This is a genomic window from Sphingomonas kaistensis, assembly GCF_036884275.1.
GTDB lineage: Bacteria > Pseudomonadota > Alphaproteobacteria > Sphingomonadales > Sphingomonadaceae > Sphingomicrobium > Sphingomicrobium kaistense_A.
The window spans coordinates 2,621,543-2,643,498 of sequence record NZ_CP145607.1; the positions used below are offsets into that span (position 1 = coordinate 2,621,543).

Here is a 21,956-nt window from a genome sequence, read left to right on the forward strand (position 1 = left end):
TTATGGCGAGCACCGGCGCATTCACGGCCCAGTTGAGCGATCGCGAGAAGGTCGTCCTGCGGCTGCTGGGAAGCAACCATGACCCCAAGTCAATCGCTCGCGAACTCGACCTCTCGGTCCATACGATCAACGAATATTTGCGGTCCGCTCGGCGCAAGATGGGGGTCACCAGCAGCCGGGAAGCGGCCCGGTTGCTGTCGGCGGAGGAAGCTGCAGCACCCAAATCAGTTGTAGACAGGGAAATAGGGGTCGAGACCAGCTTTGCGGACAGCGAGGGTCAGGGGAGCCGGAGCAAAGGTGCATTCAGCGGCCGGCATCTAGCACTAGCAATGGGAGCTACCTTCGCCATGACCCTGATTATCGCAGCCTCCCTTTCCACTTGGTATTCCGGTCCGACGGTGACCGGACCGCTGCCGAATTGGAGCACGTCAGCAAGTGCGCCGCGCTCTCAGTCGCTGGCGATCAACACGATAATTGCCGATGGCGAGCGACTGACATGGAATGGTGTGCAGATCACCGAGGAGCAGGCCCGCATGTATCTGGCCATCACCAAGGAGATGCAGCCGCAGCCCGTGCTCGTTCTCTCTCACAGCGCTGGAACGGCGGAGCCGAGCATTCGGCGCGCCCGACATTTGGTCGACGAGCAGTTGGACTGCAGTCCCCGGCTATGTGTGGAAGTGACAAAGCCGTTGGAACCAGACGGTCAGGCTGGTTCGATCCCCATGATCGACAGGATCTGACCGCCCTCCAGCGTCACCTCGTCGCCTTCGACGCTGCCGAGCATGGCGCGGACCAGCGGGGCGGTGAAGGCGATGCGGTTGGTGTCGGGGTCGCTTTCGTCGTGGCCGACGATGAGGATGGTGCGGGTGTCGCCGTCGCGGGTGTAGGTGACGCGGGTGCCGACCGCGACTTCCTCACCGTCGGGCGTGGGCACGAGCTGGGCGGTGGCGCGGCGGTTGAGCCAGTAGCGGGCGTCGCGCTGGACCTTCTTGCGGGCTTCGTCCTCCATCGGCTCGGCAAGCTGCGCGTCGAGCGCGGCGATGCGGGCTTCGATCTCGGCGAGGCCGCGCTCGGTGACGAGGTTGGGGCCGGGCGGGATCGGCAACTCGTACTTGGGTTCGAGATGCTCGTCGTCGCTTTCGCGGCGGAAGGCGACGCTCATGGCTGGGATGCTTTGATATTCATGACAGCAGGGTAACGCACGAGCGGCGTGAATCAGCCAAGTTCGGCGAGGATCTCGTCGGTGTGCTGGCCGAGGCGCGGCGGGGGGCGGTCGGTGTCCATGCGCGCGCCGTCGAGGCGGAGCGGGCTGCCGACGAGGCGCATTCCGTCCATTTCGCGCAGCATGGCGCGGTGGGTCGCTTGCGGGTCGGCCAGCGCGCCGGCGATGTCGTTGATCGGACCGGCGGGAATGCCGGCGCGCTCGCAGGCCTCGTACCAGTGGGCGGCAGGCGCGGTGCGGGTGATGGTTTCGATCTGCGCGACGAGGTCGGCGCGGTGGGCGATGCGGGCAGCGTTGGTGGCGAAGCGGGGATCGGTGGCCCAACCCGGCTGGCCGAGGAGGGCTGCGAGCGCGGCGAACTGGCGGTCGTTGCCCACCGCGATGATCAGCGGCTGATCGGCGCAGGCGAAGGGTTGGTAGGGGACGAGATTGGGGTGGCTGTTGCCCTGGCGCGGCGGGTTGTCGCCGCTGACGAGATAGTTGGACGCCTGGTTGGCAAGCATGGCGAGGCCGCAGTCGAACAGCGCGCTGTCGATGGTCGCCCCCTCCCCCGTCGTGCCGCGACGGACCAGCGCGGCGAGGATGGCGTTGGCGGTGTAGAGGCCGGTGAAGAGATCGACGACCGCGACCCCGGCGCGCAAGGGGCCGCCGTTTTCGGCTTCGTCGGGAAGGCCGGTGATGCTCATCAGGCCGGCCTGACCCTGGATCATGAAGTCGTAGCCGGCTTGGGCAGCGCGGGGGCCGTTCTGGCCGAAGCCGGTGATGCTGGCGTAGACGAGGCGGGGGTTGCGGGCGCGCAAGGTGGCGGCGTCGAGGCCATATTTGGCGAGCGCGCCGACCTTGAAATTCTCGACCACCACGTCGCTGTTGTCCGCGAGGCGGCGGACTTGGTCCGCGCCTTCGGGGCTGGCAAGGTCGATGGCGGCGCTGCGTTTGCCGCGGTTGGCGGCGAGGAAATAGGCGGCGGTGCGGGTGCCGTCTTCGTGGCTTACCCAGGGTGGACCCCAGTGGCGGGTGTCGTCGCCCTGCCCCGGCCGCTCGATCTTGATGACGTCGGCGCCGAGGTCGGCGAGGAGCTGGGTGCACCATGGGCCGGCGAGGACGCGGCTGAGGTCGAGGACGCGGATGCCGGCGAGGGGTTTGGTCATCGGTGCTCCGTAACGAAGCACAATGCCCACCCCAACCCCTCCCGCCAGCGGGAGGGGCTTAGGCGCGGCGCCGCCACGGCTTGCGGTCGGCGAGGACGGCCCTCGCGGCATTGTGGCCGGGCGCGCCGGTGACTCCGCCGCCAGGGTGGGCGCCCGAGCCGCAGAGGTAGAGGCCGGACAGCGGCATGCGGTAGTCGGCGGCGCCGATCATCGGCCGCGCGCTGAAGAGCTGATCAAGGCCCATCTTGCCGTGGAAGATGTCGCCGCCGACCAAGCCGAAGCGGCGCTCGAGGTCGAGGGGCGAGTGGATCTGGCGGCCGATGATGCTTTTGGCGAAGCCGGGGGCGTGCTTGTCGACGGTGGCGATGACGTGGTCGGCGACCTTGTCGCGAATTTTGTCCCAATGGAGCGGCCGCGGAAGGTCGTAGCGGAAATGCTGGCAGAACAGGCTGGCGACATGCTTGCCCGGCGGAGCGAGCGATGGGTCCAGGGTCGAGGGGATGAGCATCTCGACGATCGGCTGTTTGGACCAGCCGTCCCGCTTCGCGTCGTCGTGGGCGCGGTCCATGTAGGCGAGGCTGGGCGCGATGATGATGCCGCCGGTGAGGTGATCGCCGGCCTCCGGCTTGACGGTGAAGCGCGGAAGGTCGGACAGCGCGACGTTCATGCGGAAGGTCGCGCTTTCGCATGACCAGCGGGTCATGTGGGCGTGGGTGGTGTCGGGGACGGCGCCCTTTGGGACGAGCTTGTCGAACAGCAGGCGCGGGTTAAGGCCGGCGATGACCTGCGGCGCGCGCCAGGCCTTGCCCTTGGCGACGACGCCGACCGCGCGGCCTTTATCGACGATGATCTCTTCGGCGGGCGCGTTCAGGATGATGTCGACCCCGGCTTCGCGCGCGGCCTGGGCCATGGCCTTGGTGATTGCGCCCATGCCGCCGATGGCGTGGCCCCAGGCGCCGGGAACGCCGGCCGCTTCGCCGAACAGGTGGTGGAGGAGGACGTAGGCGGTGCCGGGCGTGTAGGGCGAGGCGAAGTTGCCGACCACGCCGTCGAAGCCGAACAGTGCTTTCGTCAGGTCGCCCTTGAAGTGGCGGTCGAGGATGTCGCCGGCCGAGCGAGTGACATAGTCGTGGACGGTGCGGATCTGGTCGGTCGACAGGCCGACGAGGTCGCGGCCGAGGCCGAGCATGGTGGGGAGGCCGGCGAGGCCCGCGCCTGCTTCGGGCGGGGCTTTGAGGATCCACTTGCGGAGCAGCGGCACGACCGTTTCGAGCTCGGCCATGTAGCGGTCGTAGGCGGGGCCGTCAGCGGCGTGATGGCGGACGATTTCGCTGCGGGTGAGGCCGCCCCGTCCGCTGAGGAGATAGTCGCCGTTCTCGCCCGGCAGGAAGTTGTCGGTCTTGCGCAGCACGACCTTGAGGCCGTGACGGGCAAGGTCGAGGTCACGGATGACCTTGGGCTGGAGCAGCGAGACGGTGTAGCTGGCGGCCGAATTGCGGAAGCCGGGGAGGAATTCGTCGGTGACGGCGGCGCCGCCGACTTGTGGCTGCGCTTCGAGCAGGAGGACCTTGAGGCCCTTTTTCGCGAGATAGAAGCTGCAGACGAGGCCATTATGGCCCGCGCCGATGATGATCGCGTCGTAATTCACCTGGGCATCAGCGCATCAGCACCAGTTCTTCGGCCATGGTCGGGTGGAGCGCGATGGTGGCGTCGAAGTCGGCCTTGGTAAGACCCGCCTTGACCGCAATGGCGGCGGCCTGAAGCGTTTCGGGGGCGTCGGGGCCGATCATGTGCACGCCGACCACCTTGTCCGAACTTTCGTCGACCACGATCTTGTAGAGCGCGCGCTCGTTGCGACCGGCCAGCACATATTTCATCGGGCGGAAGTCCGAGGTGTAGGTGCGGATGACGCCGAGTTTGTTCTTGGCTTCGCCCTCGGTCATCCCGACCGAGCCGATCGGCGGGTGCGAGAAGACCGCGCTCGGGATGCAATTGTAGTCGACGGTGCACGGCTTGTCGCCGAATTGGGTGTCGGCAAAAGCGTGGCCTTCACGGATCGCGACGGGGGTGAGCTGGATGCGGTCGGTGACGTCGCCGACGGCGAAGATCGAGGGGACGGTGGAGCGATAGTGCTCGTCCACTTTCACCGCGCCGCGCTCAGTCAGTTCAACGCCGAGTTCTTCGAGCCCCAAGCCCTCGGTATTGGGGAGGCGGCCGATGGCGAACAGGACCTGGTCGGCCTCGATATCGTCGCAGCCGTTCATCTTGCAGATGACGGTGCCGTCGTCCCGCCGTTCGAGCGCGTCGAAGCTGGCGTTGAAGCGGAAGTCGATGCCCTTGGCGAGGCTGGTTTTCACCAGGCGATCGACAATCTGCTCGTCATAGCCGCGCAGGATGGTGTCCGAGCGATTGACGATGGTGACGTGGGCGCCGAGCTGGTGGAAGATGCCGGCGAATTCGTTGGCGATATAGCCGCCACCCGCGATCACCACGCGCTTTGGCATGGATTCCAGATGAAACACGTCGTTCGAGGTGATGGCGTGTTCGACCCCGGGAATGTCGGGCAGCGCCGGGCGGGCGCCGGGGGCGAGCAGGATCTTGCCGGCGGTGATCGTGCGGCCGTCGTCGAGCCGGACCGAATGGGGACCGGTCAGGACGGCGCGGTTCTTGAACAGGGTGACGTCGTGGTTGGACAGCGTCTCGCCGTAGAGGCCTTCGAGGCGACCGACCTCGGCCATGACGTTGTCGCGGAGCACCGGCCAGTCGAAGCGGCGCGCGGCGATGTCCCAGCCGAACATCGCCGCATCGTTCAGGTCCTCGGCGAAGTGGGCACCGTAGACGAGCAGTTTCTTGGGCACGCAGCCGCGGATGACGCAGGTCCCGCCCACGCGATGTTCTTCGGCGATGGCGACACGCGCGCCGTAGCCCGACGAGATTCGCGACGCGCGGACGCCGCCCGAGCCGGCGCCCAGGACGAACAGGTCATAGTCAAAATCGCTCGCGCTTTCAGTATTCACAGGCCAGCCTTTTCGATCAGCGCACGGGTGGAGGGGTCGAAGCGTTCGCGGGTGTCGGGGTCGTCGATGGCGCGCGCCATGTCCTTGCCGAGTTCGACGCCGAACTGGTCGAACGGATTGATTCCGAGGAGTACGGCTTCGGCAAAGGTGCGATGCTCGTAGAAGGCCAGCAGGGTTCCGAGCGACGAGGGATCGAGTTCGTCGAGCAGGATGGTCGTCGAGGGACGGTTGCCGGGATAGTTGCGGTGCGGGTCGTCGGACGATCGGCCGGTCATCAGCGCGGCGCCTTGCGCGAAGCAGTTGAGGAGCAGCTCCCGGTGGTGGGCGGGGTCCTGTTCATCGGTGCCTTGCGCGACGGCGATGAATTCGACCGGCACGAGGTGGGTGCCCTGGTGGAGAAGCTGGAACACGGCATGCTGGGCGTCGGTGCCGGTGCCGCCCCACAGGATGGCCGAGGTCGGGCCGGCAGCCGGTGACCCGTCGAGGCGGACCGACTTGCCGTTCGATTCCATGACGAGCTGCTGAAGGTAGGACGGCAGCAGGCGGAGCCGCTCGTCATAAGCGAAGACAGCGCGCGTCGCGGCGCCGAAGCCCTGGGTGTAGGTGAGATCGGCGAGCGCGGCGAGCAAGGGCAGGTTGGCGCCGGCGGGCGCTTCGGCGACATGTTCGTCGACCATCGCCGCGCCGTCGAGCATCGCTTCGAAGGCATCGGTGCCGAGCGCGAGGGCGGCGGGGAAGCCGATCGCGGACCATAGCGAATAGCGACCGCCGACGCTGGGCGCGAAGGACAGGACACGGGTTTCGTCGATGCCGAATTCGATCGCTTTGTCGGGCGCGGCGGTGATGGCGATGAGACGGCCGTAGGGATCTTCCACCCCGGCCTCCTGAAGCCACGCCAGCGCGGCTTCCGCGTTGCGGAGCGTCTCGGCGGTGGTGAAGGTCTTGGACGCGATGGCGACCAAAGTAGTGGCGGGATCAAGCCGGCCGAGCGCCTCGTCGACCGCCTGGCCGTCGATATTGGACAGGATCTCGACCCGGTAGCGCCGTTCGTTGCGACCGAGCGCATCGACAAGCAGCGCGGGGCCCAGCGCCGAGCCGCCGATGCCGATGTGGAGGATGCCGGTGATGTCGCCGAACGCCCCCGCTTCGACCGCGTCGATCAGGGCGCGCATCCGGCCGCGGCGCTGGGCGGCGAGGGCCACCGCATCGGGCGAGCCGAAGCCGCGTTCGGCCGGGTGCTCGGCGGCGCGGTTCTCGGTCGGATTGACCACTTCGCCGGCGAACAAGCGGGCGAGCGCGTCGTAATAATCCTCGGTGTCGAGGCCTTCGATCGCTTCTCGGGTCAAATGCGTCTTGGATAGGTCGAAGCGGATGCCGCCGAGATCGTGGCTGAACTCCTCGGCGCGCGAGGGGTCGGCGGCAAACAGCTCGGCAAGGGTGGCCGAGGGGGCCGCGGGCGTGAACGGGGTCGAAGGCATGGCCCGGACATAGCGACGGCCGTCGCGAAATCCACCCTGCCCAAGCTTGACCGAAAGCCCCGCCGAGCGCCAAGGCCATGCGCGATGGCAGACGAGATCAAGGACAAGGGCGAAAAGGAAGGCAGCGGCGGGCTGCTGCGCGGGATGCTGGTCATCCTGGTGCTGGCGTGGATCCTGCGCAGCCTGATCGCGGCGCCGTTCAGCATCCCCTCGGGCTCGATGCTGCCGGGGCTGTACATCGGCGACTATCTGCTCGTCTCCAAGTGGAACTATGGCTACAGCCGGGCGAGCTTTCTGTTCGGGTTTCCGCCGATCAGCGGGCGGCTTTTCGCCACCCTGCCCGAGCGCGGAGACGTGGTGGTGTTTCGCGGACCGGCGGGCAACGATGTCATCAAGCGGGTGATCGGACTGCCGGGTGATACGGTGGGAACGACCGGCGGTCAGGTGGTGCTGAACGGCACGCTGCTCGCGCGGAAGCCGGCGGGGATGATCGGCATTCCGGTGAGCGAAAACAGCCCGTGCCGCGCAGCGCAACCGCGAGAGGCTGATGGGAAGTGCCTGTTCACCGCCTATCGCGAGACGTTGCCTGGGGGCAAAAGCTTCGTCGTGCTGGATCAGATCGACAATCCGGCGGTGGATGATTTTGCGGCCGTGCGGGTGCCCGAGGGGCACATCTTCCTGATGGGCGACAACCGCGACGACAGCGCCGACAGCCGGATCGCGCCCGAATATGGCGGGATGGGCTTCATCCCGATCGATTCGCTGGTCGGCAAGGCGCAGACGACCTTCTGGTCGACCGATGGAAGCGCGTCGTGGGTGTTGCCCTGGACCTGGTTCGGCGCGGCGCGGTGGGACCGCATCGGGATGGCGCATTGATGGCCGACGTCGGATCTTTTGTGAGGGAACGGCTCGGCCATGCCGCGCGCGACGGCAAGCTGTTCGAGCGGGCGCTGACCCACGGCAGCGCCGGGCGCGACAGCTATGAGCGGCTGGAGTTTCTGGGCGACCGGGTCTTGGGCCTGGTGATCGCGCGCTGGCTGTTCGAGCGCTTTCCCGACGAGCCCGAGGGCAAGATGAGCCGGCGCTACAATGCGCTGGTCGCGCGCGAGACGTGCGCCGAGGTCGGGCGCGACTGGGGCGTGCCCAAGCTGGTCAAGCTGGGCAAGCAGGCGCGCGAGGATGGCGCGCAATTGTCGGACAATGTGGTCGGCGACGTGGTCGAGGCGCTGCTTGGCGCAGTATTTCTCGACGGCGGGCTGGACGCGGCGGAGCGGCTGATCCGGGGGAGCTGGACGGGTTATCTCGACGAGCAGAAGAAAGCGCCGCAGCATCCCAAGTCGCTGCTGCAGGAGGTTGCGGCGGCGCGCGGGCTGAAGCCGCCGGTCTATGAGCTGCTCGGCCAGTTCGGGCGGCATCATGCCCCGACCTTTCGGGTCAAGGTGATCGTCAAGGGCGCGGGCGAGACCGAGGCCGAGGGCGCGAGCAAGCAGGAAGCGGAAACGGCGGCTGCGGCCGCGTTATTGGAGAAGATTTGTTGACCCAGAAGTGCGGCCTGGTGGCGGTTATCGGCGCGCCTAATGCGGGCAAGTCCACGCTGGTAAATGCGCTGGTCGGTCAGAAGGTCGCGATCGTCAGCCCCAAGGCGCAGACCACGCGGGCGCGGCTGATGGGGATCGCCATCGACGGCGACAGCCAGATTTTGCTGGTCGATACGCCGGGCATCTTCTCGCCCAAGCGGCGGCTCGACCGGGCGATGGTCAAGGCGGCGTGGGAGGGCGCGGAGAGCGCCGACCGGCTGGTCCTGGTGGTGGATGCCGCCGCCAGCATCGGACAGCGCGTCGAGACGGTGCTGGAAGGAATTGAAGGGCGGCCCGAGCCCAAGATCCTGATCCTGAACAAGGTCGATATCGCCAAGAAGGGTGATCTTCTGAAGCTGGCGACCGAGCTTAGCGCACGGTTGCAGCCGGAAGAAGTGTTCATGGTCTCGGCGACCAGCGGCGACGGGGTCGCGGACGTGAAGCGGCACCTGGGCGCCGCGATGCCCGAGGGCCCGTGGCATTATCCCGAGGATCAGCTGAGCGACGCGACCGATCGGATGGTGGCGGCCGAGCTCACGCGCGAGCAGCTGTATCTCCAGCTCCACGCCGAGCTGCCTTATGCCAGCGCGGTCGAGACCGAGAAGTGGGAAGAGCGCAAGGACGGCTCGGCTGTGATCCACCAGCAGATATTGATCGAGCGCGACAGCCAGAAGGCGATCGTGCTCGGCAAGGGCGGATCGAAGCTCAAAGCCATCGGCGCCGCCGCGCGCGAGGCGATCGGCGAGCATCTCGGCCGCAAGGTGCACCTGTTCCTGCACGTGAAGGTCAATCCGCGCTGGAGCGAGGACAAGACCCTTTACGAGGATATCGGGCTCGACTGGTCGAACTAGGCCAGCACTTCCTCGACCCACGCGGGCACGATCTCCGATGCGCGGCCGATGCGGGTTTCTTGGAAGAAGATGCTGCCCTGGCTCGGTTCGAGGTTGAGCTCGACGCAATGGGCACCGACGTAGCGGGCGGTCTGGACGAAGCCGGCGGCTGGGTAGACCGCGCCCGAGGTCCCGATCGAGACGAACAGGTCGCAATTGCGGACGGCTTCGTCGAGGCGTTCCATTTCGTAGGGCATCTCGCCGAACCACACGATGTCGGGGCGGACCGTGCCCGTGGCGGCGCAGGAGGGGCACGCCGCACCCTGCCCCATCGCTCCCGCCCAAGGCGAACGCGTGTCGCAGGCGAGGCACCAGCCGCTGTTGAGTTCGCCATGCATGTGAATCAGGCGTTGCGAGCCGGCGCGTTCGTGAAGGTCATCGACGTTCTGCGTGACGAGGAGGAAATCGCCGTCCCACCGACGTTCGAGTTCGGCCAGCGCGAGGTGCGCGGCATTGGGTTCGACCGTGCCAAGATGAGCGCGGCGGGCATCGTAGAAGGCGCGGACCAGTTCAGGGTTGCGCACGAAGGCTTCGGGGGTGGCGACGTCCTCGACCCGGTGGCCTTCCCATAAGCCATCGGCGGCGCGGAACGTGGGCACGCCGCTGTCGGCAGAGATGCCCGCTCCGCTAAGAATGACCAGATTTCCGCTTTGTCCCGTTCCAGCAACCATCCAGCAACCTTTTTTGCTTACACTATTGTCAGCAAGAGCTGCACAATGGATAAAGACGCCATGTACCGCCACGCCATCGGCATCGATCCTTCCGACATTGACCACATGGGGCATGTGAACAACAGCGTTTACCTGAAGTGGGTTCAGGACGCGGTGGTGCGTTATTGGGAAGGCGTTGCGCCGGCCGACGCGGTCAGGCGTCACCTGTGGGTCGCGCTGAAGCACGAGATCGAGTTTCGGCGGCCGACGTTCCTCGAGGATGTGGTGGTAGCCGACGTCATCGCCGAACGCGTGCAGGGTGCCAAGGCGCTGTTCACGACCGTGATCCGGCGGGGCGAAGATGTGCTGGCCGAGGTGAAAAGCACCTGGTGCTGTCTCGACGCCACGTCGATGCGCCCTGCCCGCCTTGCCAAGGATGTGGTGAGCCGCTTCTTTCCGGCTTGAGCCAGTTGCCTCTGGCGAGGGTCATCGGCAATGATGTTGCCATGCGCCCGACCGACCAGCCGTTACGGTTAACTCTGATCGCTCCTGAAGGGCGAATGGGAAAGGCGATCGCTGCCGCCGTGGCGGAGGACGACAGCTTCGCGCTCGATCCCGATCATGGCGATGTTATCGTGGATTTCTCAGCGCCGGAGGCTCTCGCCGGTTCGCTCGACCGCGCGGTTCGAGCGGCGGTGCCAATCCTTGTGGGGACCACGGGGCTCGACGATCTGGCCATTCGCCGTATCGAGGAGACCAGCCGATCGATTGCCGTGCTTCGGGCTTCCAACACGTCGCTCGGTGTCGCGCTACTGGAGGAATTGGTCGAGCGGGCTGCGCGGGTGCTTGGCCGCGGGTGGGATATTGAGGTGCTTGAGATGCACCATCGATTGAAGAGGGACGCGCCTTCCGGGACGGCGCTTAGCCTTGGCGACGCTGCGGCCCGCGGGCGGGGCGAGACGATGCGAAAAGAGGACTCGCGGAGCGGCCGCGATCTTCAGCGCATGGAAGGTGCGATCGGCTTTGCAAGCCTCCGTGGGGGCACGGTGGTCGGCGATCATGACGTGATCTTTGCCGGGACAGAAGAACGTTTGGTGCTGTCGCACAGAGCCGACAATCGGATGATCTTCGCGCGCGGTGCGTTGGCGGCGGCGCGTTTCCTGGCCACACAGAAGCCAGGGCTGTATTCCATGCGCGACGTGGTCGGGGCGCTGTGAAAAAGACCCAGGCGGCCGAGCTGTTTCTGCGCTTGGCAGAACTTAATCCCGAGCCGGAGGGGGAGCTCGAATGGAAAAGCCCCTATACGCTGCTGGTAGCCGTGGCGCTCTCCGCGCAGGCGACCGATGTCAGCGTGAACATCGCAACGCGCAAGCTGTTCAAGGTCGCCGATACGCCCGCCAAGATGATTGCGCTGGGTGAGGACGGCGTACGCGAGCACATCAAGTCGATCGGCCTGTTCAATACCAAGGCCAAGAATGTGATCCTGATGGCGCAGCAGCTGATCGAGCGGCATGGCGGCGAGGTCCCGGTCGATCGCGATGCGCTGGAGAAATTGGCGGGGGTCGGTCGAAAGACGGCAAACGTCGTCTTGAATATCGCCTTCGGCTTACCGACCATCGCGGTCGATACGCATGTTTTCCGCGTCGCCAATCGCACGGGGCTCGCGCCGGGTAAGACACCGCTCGAGGTCGAAGCCAAGCTCGCTAGGGTGACGCCGCAGGAGTTTCTTTTGCATGCGCATCACTGGCTGATCTTGCACGGCCGCTATCTGTGCAAGGCGCGGACGCCCGAATGCTGGCGCTGCCCCATCGTCGATCTCTGCCGCTATCGCGACAAGAAGCTTGTCCCGCCTAAATCCAGGACCGCTGAAAGCGTCGCCCAAGTCCAGTAAGCAGCTCGTATTGGGAAATGCCGGTCTGCGCGGCTGCTTCTTCCAGATCGAAACTGAGTTCGACCCAGTCGCCTTCTGCAAGTTGGGGAGCGTCGGTCGCATCAAGCGTGACGAGATCCATTGAGACCCGGCCGATCACTGGAAGCGTTTGATCGTCGGCGCGCGCGCTCCCGATGGATGAAAAGGCACGTCGATAGCCGTCGGCATAGCCGATGTTGATCACCGCAACCCGCATGTCGCGCGGCGCTACGAACGTCGCATTATATCCGACGCTTTCGCCTGCCGGAACGCTACGCATCTGAAGAATGCGGGCGGTTGGCGTGGTGACCTGCCGGATCTCGCCGCGAGCTTCGGCACGCGGAATACCGCCATATAGCGCAAGGCCCGGCCGAACGAGGTCGAACGCAAACTCGCTGCCGAGATAGATGCCGGCGCTGTTGGCCAAGCTATAGCGCCCGGCCCGAACAACTTGCTGCACGGCAAGAAAACGCTCGAGTTGCATTCGATTGAGCGCGTCGTCGTCGTCCGCACAGGCGAGATGGCTGTGCAGGGTATGAATGGAGAGGCCTTCAAGGCAGCCCAGTTCTTTGGTGCCGAGGCCAAGGCGATTCATGCCGGTATCGACCATCACATCGCAAGGCTCGTCAGCAAAGGTGCTGGCCTTCCATCGTGCAACTTGCTGAGGCGTCACAAGCACGGGCCTTACGCCCGGCTGCACCTCGTCCTCAGAACCAAAGCCGTGAAGAACCACTAGGGTGCCGGGCGGAAGGAAATCGAGTTCGGCAGCCTCCCACCAGGTAGACACGAAAAAATCACGGCAGCCAGCGTCGAGGAGAAGTTTCGCGACGTCTTTGACGCCAAGCCCATAGGCATCGGCCTTAATGGCCGCACCCGTCGCTGTAGCCGCACGGAGTTGAAGATGTCGGTAATTGGCGACCAGCGCACTCGATCGGTGCTGCAAAGCCAGGGAAAGACGCATGAGCGCGCTCTAGCGGCGGCGTCCGTCAAGGTCGATAGACCCGGCTTCGAGCGAAGTCGAAGCCGGGTCTGAACATCATTAACCGCGAACCGGCGCCACCGGAGGCGGCGGCGGGGGCGGCGGCGGGACAGGGCATGCGTCGGTTGCCAAAATAACGCTGCCATCGGGACAGATTTGAGTGGGGGGTGGTGGCGGTGGCGGCGGCGGCGGCGGCGGCGCAGGCTCGACGATCGGCGCAGGGGGCACCGGCTGCCCACCAAGATTGAAAATCAGGCTCGCAAGCAGCGAATGCGACCGGAAGCGGCCTTCAAGATTCTCGATTGCCGTGGGAACTGTGACATCGCGATAATCTACTTCGGTCCGGAAGTAACGATACTTCAGTCCGAGATCGACATTATAGCTGAGCGGAACACGCATCCCGGCGATAAGCTGCCAGGCGAACGAACGATCGTTACCGTTAATCCCACGACCTTGAGCCACGTTGGGTCCGGCGATGACGTTGTCCAGGGTGGTCTTCGCTACGCCGAGGCCACCACCACCATAGACTTGAAGCCCGTCATCTTTGCCGAAGTCGAGCAGCAGATTGGCCATCGCCGAGACCGATCGCGTCCGGCCGTCGATAGCCAAAGGACCGGTGTTGTTGAAACCAACTGCCGGCACGATTGAGATGCCGGTCGGAACGGCGCGCTTGTAACCAAGCTCTGCTTCGGCGCGGATCAGGCCGAGATCATAGCCGGCAATGAAGTCCACATCGAAGCCGGTTTTGTGGTCGATTGCGATACCATTCGGCACCGAAAGGGCACTGCGCTGATAATCTAGCCGCAGCCTATCCGGCTTGATCGCACCGCCCTCGATGCCGATGTACGGAAGCCCGTCTCGTGCAGCCGCGGCCGAAGGCAGAGCCAACATGGCAGCAGCGGCGAGCAAAAATGTTCTAGACGACATACGTCCCCCTCAGAATGGCTGGCTGCCTTAATAAGAGGGTGAGCGTGCGAGTTCCCCTTTTTGTTTTAAGGAGGTTCCGAAATACCGCGCCTGTGTCTTTCCAGCCTCACCCTTGCTGGGCAATGATTCCGTGTGCTCGCAAGGCCGAAAGCACCTGCTCGAGAGTATTGCGCGCCTGCGTGTCGACCGTCGTTCCCCCCGTTGCATTTGAGATCGACGGTTGCTGCGCGCCCAAGACCTTGATGCCATTCACCTGAATCTCGCTGGCCTTTGCAATGCCCAATGACCACGCGCCTGACGCGAAGCGCCAGGTTCTTCCGCTATCCCGATCGAATAGCTCAAACCCGTCAAAGGGTTCGATAAAGCGCCAGCCGTTTTCGGTATGGCAGGCAACGCTATTGGGCCGACCCTGCCACGCACCGGTGGGATTGTTGCCGCAAAGGTAAGCGAAGCCAATCTCGGGCGATTGTGGCGGCGCGTTAGCCGGCGCGGCTGCGCAACAAGCCTGTACGGCAGCGTCCAACAGGAGCAGGGCTTCGTTGTGAGTCAGTTCCTTTTGCGCCTGTCCCGCAGAAAGAAACGGCAATCCGAGCCGCGTCGATGTTAACATGTCTGCCCCTCAATCGATGATGTGAACGAGTGGATTGCCAGCGGCAAAGTCGCCGATCTGTCGGACTTCTAAGCGCCACGGACGCGGCGCCATCTGATCGAGCATAATTGATGAGATGACTGAATGCGGGCTGTCGCTATGTGCCTCGATCGTCATGCCCAATCCGTCGCGTAGAGTTACCCGATAGGCTTCGCGGCTACTTCCCAAGGGCGCATCGACATTGTCGAGCCAAGCGCCCCCGTCCCTGCAACGCCGCACCCACGACAGCTCCAAGCCACCGGCTGTCTCACGCACATTTAGGTGCGCCGGCGCCCACGGTCGCGCTGCAGTGCCCGCAACCGGCAAAGTCGCTTCGGCCGCTGCATTGTCTGGACCGGAAACGCGTGCCGTGAAGACGGTACCCACAACCTCGCGAGGAACTTTGAACGTGGCCAATGATGCGGGATCAAGAAGGATCGCCGACGATCCTGCGTCATGTGGAGCGTCGCGACCACTATCGAAACGCCGCCTGACCAGACGAGACAACTCATACTTCGCGGCGCCCATCGGTTTCGCGATGGCAAACTGCATAAATTCGCCATCGACGCAGATAAGATTGGCGCCCGCGAACATCGCCTCGTCGGTGCAACTCGTCAGCTCGGGGTCTTGGTCGAACTCCACTTCGATGATGTTTTGGAGATCAAGCAACGATCCCGATGCGCTCGGCAGCGGCCTGCGAAGGCGCCCCAAAGGTGCGGCGACACGGGCCGATATCGTTTCGACTTCAGTCCCCGCGCTATTGATGACGACTGGTAAAGCTCTGAAGGGCTTGTGGCCGCCACTGACAAGAATAGCGATCTCGAGATCGTTCGAAAGCGAGGGGTTTGGCAACTCGACCAGAGCGATCGTCAGATCCTCACGCTGTAGCATGGGTGTTTTCGTTGGAGCCTCAACGTCGACGACGTTTGGCGTGTTAAGCTCATTCGTTGGCCGCAGACGCAATCTTAGCTGGCCAGCGTTCAAGGTCTTCTCGCAGACCACGAAATCTCGCGAAGAGCCGGATCCAACGTGATCGCCAACTTGTATCGCCGCGTAGCTTAGCGGCAGGGTCAGCCAATAGGCTTTAGACTCCTGTGCAACCTGCTGAAGCTGTTCAAAGGCAAGCGCCTTGGCACGCTCGCCGCTCATGGCCGCTGGAAGCTCTATACGGCGAAGCCGCTCGACACCTGGCTGCCGTGCGCTTTTCTCTCCGGCAAGATAGTCGATCGCCGGATCAAAGTAACGCACCGACACCTTGGTCGGCACCTCGCACTGACCATCCATTCTAAAATGAGATTGCCGATCGCTTTCCAGTGCCCAAAAATGGCTGTCGATCACATGCTGACTTGAGGCAGCACCAATTCCCCATTTTCGGCCGTCGTAGCTTAAGGCTGGCTTTAAGGCGTCGAATAAGGGCTGAAGGGCAACCGCCCCATTGTCACCGGTCAACGCGAAACCATCAAGCTTGTGAGGACGGTCGTTGGTGACCCCAGCAAGATCGAGTTCGCTCCTCACTATGTCGTCAGCGATGATCGGATCCCCGTTGGCGAGAACCTCCACGGTGATGAGCGGCAAGCGATTACCGAAACTCGAGAGGTCGAAATTCTCGAAAACGAGGTACGCGATCCCTCGGAACGCCGGTGTGTTTTCCTCGCCGAGCAACGACGCGATCAGAGGGTCACTCAATTGATCCTCGTCGCCGTGATTCAGTCGAAGCGTGAACGACACATCTTGCCGTCCCTCGCCATCTCGTATCAATCTGCCATCGGCCCAAATACGGCCGACATCTTCGACAAAGCCCGAGCTCAAGCCGTAGGCAAAGCTGACACTACTTGCCTGTTCGCTGACGGATTTGCTTACCAGTGCGGTGGCAACTGGCTCTGATGCCCAAAGCACCACTCCCGCCACCCGCATCTGTCGCAGGACACGGGGAATCGGATCGCCATATTGCGACGAGGGCGCCCTCAGGTCCGATAGCCTGGTGCCCGAGCCGGCACCGAAGCTACGATCGAACTGACGACCAACAAACGAACCTACAAGCCCGCCGACGGGCCCACCGATCGCGGCACCCGCAGCGCTGAGAACTAGCGTTGCCATTATTCCGCTTCTCCGCAGTGTGTGTAGATGCGGCAATCGCCGCTTAAACGCGTCGGCATTTTCCGCGTAACGACCTTGCCCGCGACGATGTCAGCATGAACAAGAAACCCGTTGCTGATCACCCCAAAGTGAAAGCAGCGGGGCAGCTTGAAGACAGCCAAGTCATTAGTCATTGGAATGGATCGCTCGCTTCTCGCGAACCATCGAGCAAGCTCGGCATCCACTTCGCTCCAGCTGCCGTCGCTCACACGATAAGTCGGCGGCTCGGACACGATGAGATCGAACGCGCTCAAGACCAGCCCAAGGCAATCCAGGCCTATCAAGGGATCACGACCCTGAAAGCGAAATGGGACACCGACGAGAGATAGAGCGCGCTCGTGCGGCTCAAGCACCCGGGAAGCGCATGAGAATTTCGGAACCGGGCAAATCCGGTTCGCCGCGAAAGTTCAGGATGTTTCCGAAGCGCTCCGCGCACGTCGTACGGCGACCGTCGCACCCTTGATGCGCAATTGCCCGGTCTCCCGCCTTGATCGGAAATTCGGGCACATCATGCAGCAGAAGCTTGTTGCCCTCGGTCGAAAGGATGCTTTGTTCGACCCCGCAGTTTGCCCCGCTGATCCATCGTAGCCGGCCCATTGCGTAACCATCGATATCGCTCACATCGACCGTAAGCTCATTCGCGTTCGCCTTGATGACGCAGAGCCGGGTTCGACGCGTGCGCATATCGATGCGGCAGTGCCGGTCGCCAAGAACGGCCCGGCATTCCGGACTGGTCTGAATGCACGGAGGTCGCCGGATCGCAGGTGGAAGCAAGTCGATAGACATCGACACCTCGCCTCCTTCGACGACGACCTTGTCAAGTTCGCCGTTGCAGATGGGTATCGCATCACCATCTCGATGCCAGTCGCTCGCAAGCAGACGAACAGTCGAGCCATTCCATCTTCCGGAAGTCAGATCCCCCAGGCGCAATGCCGGACTGCTCAGTCCACCACCGAGTTCGAGCCTGCTTCCATACATGCGATCGCGGAGGATGAGATTGCTGGGCTTCAGATCCATGTCGGCTTCCAGCGACATGGATCCGACTTGCTGGCGTTGGTCCTGACTAGTTGTCGCGAAGCCCACCCCGTCTGGTCGTTGGACGATCCAGTTGTATGTCGCGATTGTGAGATCGGAAAGGGACTGACTCATGCCTCACGAACCTCGATCAACGGTACGGTGGTGAGTTCACCAGCCAGATACGTCTTGCGATTGATGCGCAGGCTCGATTCTTCGAACCGAACCGGCACGTCGAACAAGAATCCCGCACGAACTTCGATGCCCATTCCGGGTGCTTCGGCGAATTCGATGATGCCCCCGTCCGTCAGATCCCAAGCATCGACTGCCGAACCATTGAGCGAAACCGAAACGGTGTCCGCCACCGGTCGCGTGATCCGACGCACCTCACCTTCGCCATAATTTTTGATAAGCTCAAACGTGTGCCGCTCACCGTCACCAATGCCGAGCAGCACGTCGGTCGACCTCGGGTCGTCTATCATTCCCGAAGAGCTGAAATCAGTGCTGTCGCGGAAGCGAAACGCGACGGCATTGCCTCGCATCTCCCGAAAGAATGCAAGGAGTTCCTGAATATCGTTGATGCTCCGCAACCCAGGCCCGATGTCGAAGCGCAAGCGAGCCTGTTGCCAATCAACATTGCGATATTCGAAGCCGCCTGGTGACGTCGCTATCGTTGTCGAGAAGCAGGGCTCAACCGTAGCGTTCATCCCGACCTCAAGCGGAAACGTCACATCGCGGAAAGCTTTCACTTCCTGCTCTCCTTCGAAAATAGTGAGGTTGTCGCGAAACACCTGTGGCAAGGCCCATAGAAAGACCTCGCCAAAGCCCGTATCGGCGGCCAGATTCGCGGCTGCGATGATCTCGTTCCAGTCACGCGTCCGGTCAGGCGCGCCGACGAAGCCGGCGAGATAGTGACATCGGTCGAGCGCGTAACCGAGCCGCGTTCTTGCCGTCTCCAAAGCCCGCTCGCGGCTGACAGTCAGCCCTTGCGTGACCCAATCATAATCTTCGAGTTGGAGCACATCGAAGGCAGGTGCCTGCCACGCAGTCGGGAGGTTTGCGCGAACCAGTTCGGGCGCGTCCCTACGCATGATCGACGGAAGAAATACCAAAATATGCGACTGAAGATCGGGCGCGCGCACTCTCGCAGCGGCCACGATGGCAGCCGTGGCGTTCGCCAAGACATCCCCAGCGGCTTCGAGCACCTGCACTTGCTCCGCTGAAACCTGTCGCACATCCCTGATGGGGACGTGTCCCACAGGCCATCGCTCCGCCGCGGCGGAATCGTACAAGCAAATCGCATGATCTGCCGTCACCCACCACCAGGGCTCGCCGATCTGTAACTTAGGAGAAAGGCCGGCGTCGTTGCCGATGCTGACGAACTCCGAAGCAATGCGCCCAAGATACGCTACGGGCTCCGCGACTGCAGGCGAAAGCAGAGAGGACGGCGGCACCCATCCGGTACGCGCCGGCTCCCCATTCCAAGCCCGCTGCTTCCAGTCCTCCGGGCAGAGCTCTTCCAGCAGCTCCATCGAGAGCGACCAGATGATCTGGTATCTTCGTGCCTTCGCGATCGATGCGAAGCTTTCGTGCCAACGCCTTGCCGGAAGGCAGAGCGTTCTTCCCGGATCGACCAGTCCGTCGCCGCCAAGAGCGGGATAATGGCTCATTCCGACATAGTGATCGATGAGATCGCGGTAGCCGAGCCTTTCGAGGCCATCGATCACGCGTTCGGGCGTCAGGTGGTAAGCATCGTCGTAGGCGGTGCAGATGCGGAACTTGTGTTCAGGCACGATCGCGTCATTCAGCCCAATGACACTTCCCGAACCCAAGCATTCGATGTCGCTCAGTTCGACAACCGCATCGACCGGCGCCCCGAAACGCTCCGAACTGTCTGCGATGAAGTCAGGCGGGACAAGACTGATGAACATTCGCCGCACGTCGCGAACGTCCACAGTCTCGCTGTTCTCGTCGGTCTGAAAACCCGCCTTCAAATTATCGAAAGGCAACTCGACACGGGCATCGCTGCCGCTTCCCGTCGCGTAATTCCACAAGCGCACATACCAGGTGCGATCCGCCCCTTGCTCATCCCGACCTTCGATCGTGAGCGTAGCGCCGTTAATCGAATCGAGTGGCGCCAATCCGGTCGACTGCCACCGGAAGCGCAGCGTACACCGTGAATAGTCGCTCTTCGGCTCCCGCCGATGCGCCACATGCACAGCGCTATCGACTGTCGTGTAGATCAGGCCAACGAGGTCGCTCTTACGACCGAATGTTGCAGTGGCCGTGAGCCTATTTTCGTCGGGATGACTGACGACGCAGGCCATCGCACCGCGCGGAAAATCGACCGTCCAATGCGAGGGTTCGAACCGCTTGATAACGTCCCGCTGCAGGCGCGGATCGTCTTGCGTCAACCAGTGGCGCATGTGGGTTTCCTCAATCCTTGGGGTAATCAGTCGATAGTGACCGCTCCGGCGCTTCGAAGCGTGGCTGCATAGGTCGCTTCGTCATTGACCGTGGCTTCGAAGCTCAAACTCGAGACGATAAAGCGACCACGCACAGCCGTGCCCTCATCGAGCGTCAAAGCGCATTCGACTGGCTCCCCCCGAAAGGCTTTGTCGCGAAGGAGGTGCTCGCCGATCGATCCCAGGTACATTCCGCTAAAGGCGAGCTCGAGCGAACGCAGCCCCGCACCCGGTAGCAATCGTCGCCACCCCTCGTCGCCGCCATCGGTGACCTCGACCTGTTCTTGCAAGATCTTCCATCCACTAAGCCGCACTCCCTCAACGAGTACGAAGTTAGACGAGGTTCCCGGGTCACAGATCCGGAGCACACAGTCGCTTCCGCGCAAGGGAAGGTTCATTCCGAGGCTCCACGCTCTGGCTCGATCAGGCGAGCGCGAAATTCGAAGGTGCAACTCCATGGTCCGCCCGGGTTGCGGGAGCGTCGTTTGCCGGTCAGCACGAAGGTGCTGAGATGCCACGCGGGCCCGGTATCAAGCGCTTCAAGGAGGACTTCTGCTTCTCCTTCGCGCGTCAACAGACGCGATGGTTGCTCGTCCCAAAGAACAAGCTGCAAGGAGATTTCGCGCCCGTCTCTGCCCACGCAGCTCCAGTCGCGCTCATCGTTACAATTGACTACGGCATAAGGGAAAAGGGCGCGAGCCGGGGCATCGTGATAGACACCGGTGAAGAGCGAACTCCCATCGAGCTTGGCGACCAGCGCTCCCTGGAGCGCAGTGCTCGCGCTAGTCATCGTTGTTCCTCGCAGCGGAGAACCAAACGGTCAGGCAGTTTCGGATCGTCGACAATCTGACGGACGAGCAGGCGGCGCCCCCGCCACCGGATCTGCTGGTCCACGGAAAACTCGCCCTGCCGGCGCACCGTCACTCGGTAGCGTGGCATGGCGCTCACACTCATCGCCTCGTCGGCCGCCCCGACGCCTTCGGCAACGATTTCCGCCAAGCAGCTGAGCATCAAGCTCATCTCCTCGCTCGAGACACCAGTCTCCGACCGAAATGAGGATCGCGCCCAAAGCTCGACGCGCTGCGTCAGTCTCCCTGCAAACTCGCTCATCGGAATAGCCCTGCCTTGCGATAAGGACGCCACAGGGCGGTCACGGCCTTCGGCAGGTCGCCGATCTGACCATCGCGATTGGCAAACATCGCGGCCGCAAGGCGCAGGATGCCCTGACGGATCGGCTCCGGCACGCCGTTGCCGTCAATGGCCATTCCGGCAGTGCCGCTCACAACATAGGTCTGCCCGCATGCAAGACCCGCAACCAATCCGCGCCCGTCGTAATCAATGTCGCACCGGTAGCTCGTTCCTGCGACCGCTGTGTCGTCGGATGCGCGCCGGATCGATGTGATCGATCGAACCGGCTGCACGGGAAGAAGCGTCCAGCTTTCGCCCGCGCGCACAACGGCCTCGAAATCGCGAGCGACCAGCGCCTGATTGAGAAACGTCTCGCACATCTCGCTCGCCGTGCGCAGCAACCCGGCAAGCAAGGCTTCCTCCTCACCCGTTTCGACGCGGGCGTAAGCCTGCACTTCCGACAGAGTGACGCACAGCGGACTTATATCCTGACGGATCATCAGCGCACCTCCACACGGACGAGGATCGAGCGGCTGTCCTGCCGCCCCTGACTGGTCACGATCTGATTGAGAAGGCGATAGACCTTGCCCGGGCGTCCCCCGCTGACATTCACCGTCGCGTTCGCGTTATCGAAGCGGCTGCCATCGATGGTCACCCCGCCGCTTTCGACCGGCACGACGCTCCACAATGACTCGGTCAGGACATCGTCGGTCAGGTAGCGAAGCCCCCAATCGACGCTGTAGTCGAGGGCGCTGCCCGGGTCTTTCAGAACAAGAGCCATGTGGCCT

The 21,956-nt window shown here is 63.4% G+C and carries 25 protein-coding genes; 8 read left to right on the plus strand and 17 right to left on the minus strand.

Going from position 1 to position 21,956, the window contains the following annotated elements; all coding sequences use genetic code 11:
• Window positions 1–2: 2 nt before the first annotated feature.
• Window positions 3–740, plus strand: a complete 738-nt coding sequence (locus tag V6R86_RS12895) for a helix-turn-helix transcriptional regulator (protein ID WP_338504978.1) — start codon at window positions 3–5, stop codon at window positions 738–740.
• On the opposite strand, the gene V6R86_RS12900 is transcribed toward V6R86_RS12895, so the two are convergent.
• The 5 genes from V6R86_RS12900 to pgi are packed head-to-tail and all read right to left on the minus strand — an operon-like array spanning window position 704 to window position 6,865.
• On the minus strand, window positions 704–1,162 hold the full coding sequence (locus V6R86_RS12900) for a GreA/GreB family elongation factor (protein WP_338504980.1): 459 nt from the start codon (window positions 1,160–1,162) through the stop codon (window positions 704–706). The genes V6R86_RS12895 and V6R86_RS12900 overlap by 37 nt on opposite strands.
• A 53-nt stretch (window positions 1,163–1,215) precedes the next feature.
• Window positions 1,216–2,370 (minus strand): CaiB/BaiF CoA-transferase family protein, encoded by a 1,155-nt coding sequence (locus tag V6R86_RS12905; RefSeq protein WP_338504981.1) that lies wholly within the window; start codon window positions 2,368–2,370, stop codon window positions 1,216–1,218.
• A 58-nt stretch (window positions 2,371–2,428) separates the two neighbouring features.
• The gene (locus V6R86_RS12910) at window positions 2,429–4,018 is read right to left on the minus strand and encodes an NAD(P)/FAD-dependent oxidoreductase (protein WP_338504982.1); all 1,590 of its coding nucleotides are present in this window, start codon (window positions 4,016–4,018) and stop codon (window positions 2,429–2,431) included.
• Window positions 4,019–4,025: 7 nt separating this feature from the next.
• Window positions 4,026–5,387 (minus strand): glutathione-disulfide reductase, encoded by a 1,362-nt coding sequence (gorA, locus tag V6R86_RS12915; protein ID WP_338504983.1) that lies wholly within the window; start codon window positions 5,385–5,387, stop codon window positions 4,026–4,028.
• Window positions 5,384–6,865: a glucose-6-phosphate isomerase gene (pgi, locus tag V6R86_RS12920; RefSeq protein ID WP_338504985.1), complete on the minus strand. Its 1,482-nt coding sequence runs from the start codon at window positions 6,863–6,865 to the stop codon at window positions 5,384–5,386. The genes gorA and pgi overlap by 4 nt, the downstream gene beginning before the upstream one ends.
• An 84-nt stretch (window positions 6,866–6,949) precedes the next feature.
• Here pgi and lepB point away from each other — a divergent pair, with 84 nt between their 5' ends.
• Genes lepB through era form a run of 3 tightly spaced genes read left to right on the plus strand, consistent with a single transcriptional unit; the run spans window position 6,950 to window position 9,293 of the window.
• The gene (gene lepB / locus V6R86_RS12925; RefSeq protein WP_338504986.1) at window positions 6,950–7,741 is read left to right on the plus strand and encodes a signal peptidase I; all 792 of its coding nucleotides are present in this window, start codon (window positions 6,950–6,952) and stop codon (window positions 7,739–7,741) included.
• The gene (rnc, locus tag V6R86_RS12930; RefSeq protein WP_338504987.1) at window positions 7,741–8,403 is read left to right on the plus strand and encodes a ribonuclease III; all 663 of its coding nucleotides are present in this window, start codon (window positions 7,741–7,743) and stop codon (window positions 8,401–8,403) included. Before lepB ends, rnc begins: the two co-directional genes overlap by 1 nt.
• Window positions 8,400–9,293: a GTPase Era gene (era, locus tag V6R86_RS12935; protein WP_338504989.1), complete on the plus strand. Its 894-nt coding sequence runs from the start codon at window positions 8,400–8,402 to the stop codon at window positions 9,291–9,293. Before rnc ends, era begins: the two co-directional genes overlap by 4 nt.
• Here era and V6R86_RS12940 read toward each other — a convergent pair.
• The gene (locus tag V6R86_RS12940; protein WP_338504991.1) at window positions 9,290–10,003 is read right to left on the minus strand and encodes an NAD-dependent deacylase; all 714 of its coding nucleotides are present in this window, start codon (window positions 10,001–10,003) and stop codon (window positions 9,290–9,292) included. The genes era and V6R86_RS12940 overlap by 4 nt on opposite strands.
• 45 nt (window positions 10,004–10,048) lie before the next feature.
• Between V6R86_RS12940 and V6R86_RS12945 the strand changes: the two genes are divergently transcribed.
• The 3 genes from V6R86_RS12945 (at window position 10,049) to nth (ending at window position 11,873) form a co-directional block, all read left to right on the plus strand.
• Window positions 10,049–10,447 carry a thioesterase family protein gene (locus tag V6R86_RS12945; protein WP_338504992.1) on the plus strand — a complete coding sequence of 133 codons (399 nt, stop codon included), beginning with the start codon at window positions 10,049–10,051 and terminating at the stop codon, window positions 10,445–10,447.
• Window positions 10,448–10,542: 95 nt separating this feature from the next.
• A complete protein-coding gene (dapB, locus tag V6R86_RS12950) occupies window positions 10,543–11,199 on the plus strand; it encodes a 4-hydroxy-tetrahydrodipicolinate reductase (RefSeq protein ID WP_338504994.1) in 657 nt (218 codons plus the stop codon).
• The gene (gene nth / locus V6R86_RS12955) at window positions 11,196–11,873 is read left to right on the plus strand and encodes an endonuclease III (protein WP_338504996.1); all 678 of its coding nucleotides are present in this window, start codon (window positions 11,196–11,198) and stop codon (window positions 11,871–11,873) included. Before dapB ends, nth begins: the two co-directional genes overlap by 4 nt.
• Here nth and alr read toward each other — a convergent pair.
• The 4 genes from alr to V6R86_RS12975 all read right to left on the minus strand — a co-directional run bounded on the left by alr (window position 11,833) and on the right by V6R86_RS12975 (window position 16,522).
• Entirely contained in the window at window positions 11,833–12,852 is a 1,020-nt protein-coding gene (alr, locus tag V6R86_RS12960; protein ID WP_338504997.1) for an alanine racemase, read from the minus strand. The two genes, nth and alr, sit on opposite strands and share 41 nt — an antisense overlap.
• Window positions 12,853–12,930: 78 nt before the next feature.
• Window positions 12,931–13,779 (minus strand): outer membrane protein, encoded by an 849-nt coding sequence (locus tag V6R86_RS12965; RefSeq protein ID WP_338504999.1) that lies wholly within the window; start codon window positions 13,777–13,779, stop codon window positions 12,931–12,933.
• A 124-nt stretch (window positions 13,780–13,903) separates the two neighbouring features.
• Window positions 13,904–14,407 (minus strand): DUF2793 domain-containing protein, encoded by a 504-nt coding sequence (locus V6R86_RS12970; RefSeq protein ID WP_338505001.1) that lies wholly within the window; start codon window positions 14,405–14,407, stop codon window positions 13,904–13,906.
• Window positions 14,408–14,416: 9 nt separating this feature from the next.
• Window positions 14,417–16,522 carry a phage tail baseplate protein gene (locus tag V6R86_RS12975; RefSeq protein WP_338505003.1) on the minus strand — a complete coding sequence of 702 codons (2,106 nt, stop codon included), beginning with the start codon at window positions 16,520–16,522 and terminating at the stop codon, window positions 14,417–14,419.
• Between the two features lie 95 nt (window positions 16,523–16,617).
• Here V6R86_RS12975 and V6R86_RS12980 point away from each other — a divergent pair, with 95 nt between their 5' ends.
• Window positions 16,618–16,890, plus strand: a complete 273-nt coding sequence (locus V6R86_RS12980; RefSeq protein WP_338505005.1) for a hypothetical protein — start codon at window positions 16,618–16,620, stop codon at window positions 16,888–16,890.
• A 16-nt stretch (window positions 16,891–16,906) separates the two neighbouring features.
• Here the strand turns inward: V6R86_RS12980 and V6R86_RS12985 are convergent, their stop codons facing one another.
• Genes V6R86_RS12985 through V6R86_RS13015 form a run of 7 tightly spaced genes read right to left on the minus strand, consistent with a single transcriptional unit; the run spans window position 16,907 to window position 21,949 of the window.
• Entirely contained in the window at window positions 16,907–17,710 is an 804-nt protein-coding gene (locus tag V6R86_RS12985; protein ID WP_338505006.1) for a DUF2163 domain-containing protein, read from the minus strand.
• Entirely contained in the window at window positions 17,707–20,001 is a 2,295-nt protein-coding gene (locus V6R86_RS12990) for a DUF2460 domain-containing protein (RefSeq protein WP_338505008.1), read from the minus strand. Before V6R86_RS12990 ends, V6R86_RS12985 begins: the two co-directional genes overlap by 4 nt.
• 26 nt (window positions 20,002–20,027) lie before the next feature.
• Window positions 20,028–20,438: a phage major tail protein, TP901-1 family gene (locus tag V6R86_RS12995; protein WP_338505010.1), complete on the minus strand. Its 411-nt coding sequence runs from the start codon at window positions 20,436–20,438 to the stop codon at window positions 20,028–20,030.
• Window positions 20,435–20,830 carry a tail completion protein gp17 gene (gene gp17, locus V6R86_RS13000; RefSeq protein WP_338505012.1) on the minus strand — a complete coding sequence of 132 codons (396 nt, stop codon included), beginning with the start codon at window positions 20,828–20,830 and terminating at the stop codon, window positions 20,435–20,437. Before gp17 ends, V6R86_RS12995 begins: the two co-directional genes overlap by 4 nt.
• Window positions 20,827–21,150 (minus strand): phage head completion protein, encoded by a 324-nt coding sequence (locus tag V6R86_RS13005; RefSeq protein WP_338505013.1) that lies wholly within the window; start codon window positions 21,148–21,150, stop codon window positions 20,827–20,829. Before V6R86_RS13005 ends, gp17 begins: the two co-directional genes overlap by 4 nt.
• A complete protein-coding gene (locus V6R86_RS13010; protein WP_338505014.1) occupies window positions 21,147–21,668 on the minus strand; it encodes a head-tail connector protein in 522 nt (173 codons plus the stop codon). The genes V6R86_RS13005 and V6R86_RS13010 overlap by 4 nt, the downstream gene beginning before the upstream one ends.
• A complete protein-coding gene (locus tag V6R86_RS13015; RefSeq protein ID WP_338505016.1) occupies window positions 21,668–21,949 on the minus strand; it encodes a hypothetical protein in 282 nt (93 codons plus the stop codon). The genes V6R86_RS13010 and V6R86_RS13015 overlap by 1 nt, the downstream gene beginning before the upstream one ends.
• Window positions 21,950–21,956: the final 7 nt, after the last annotated feature.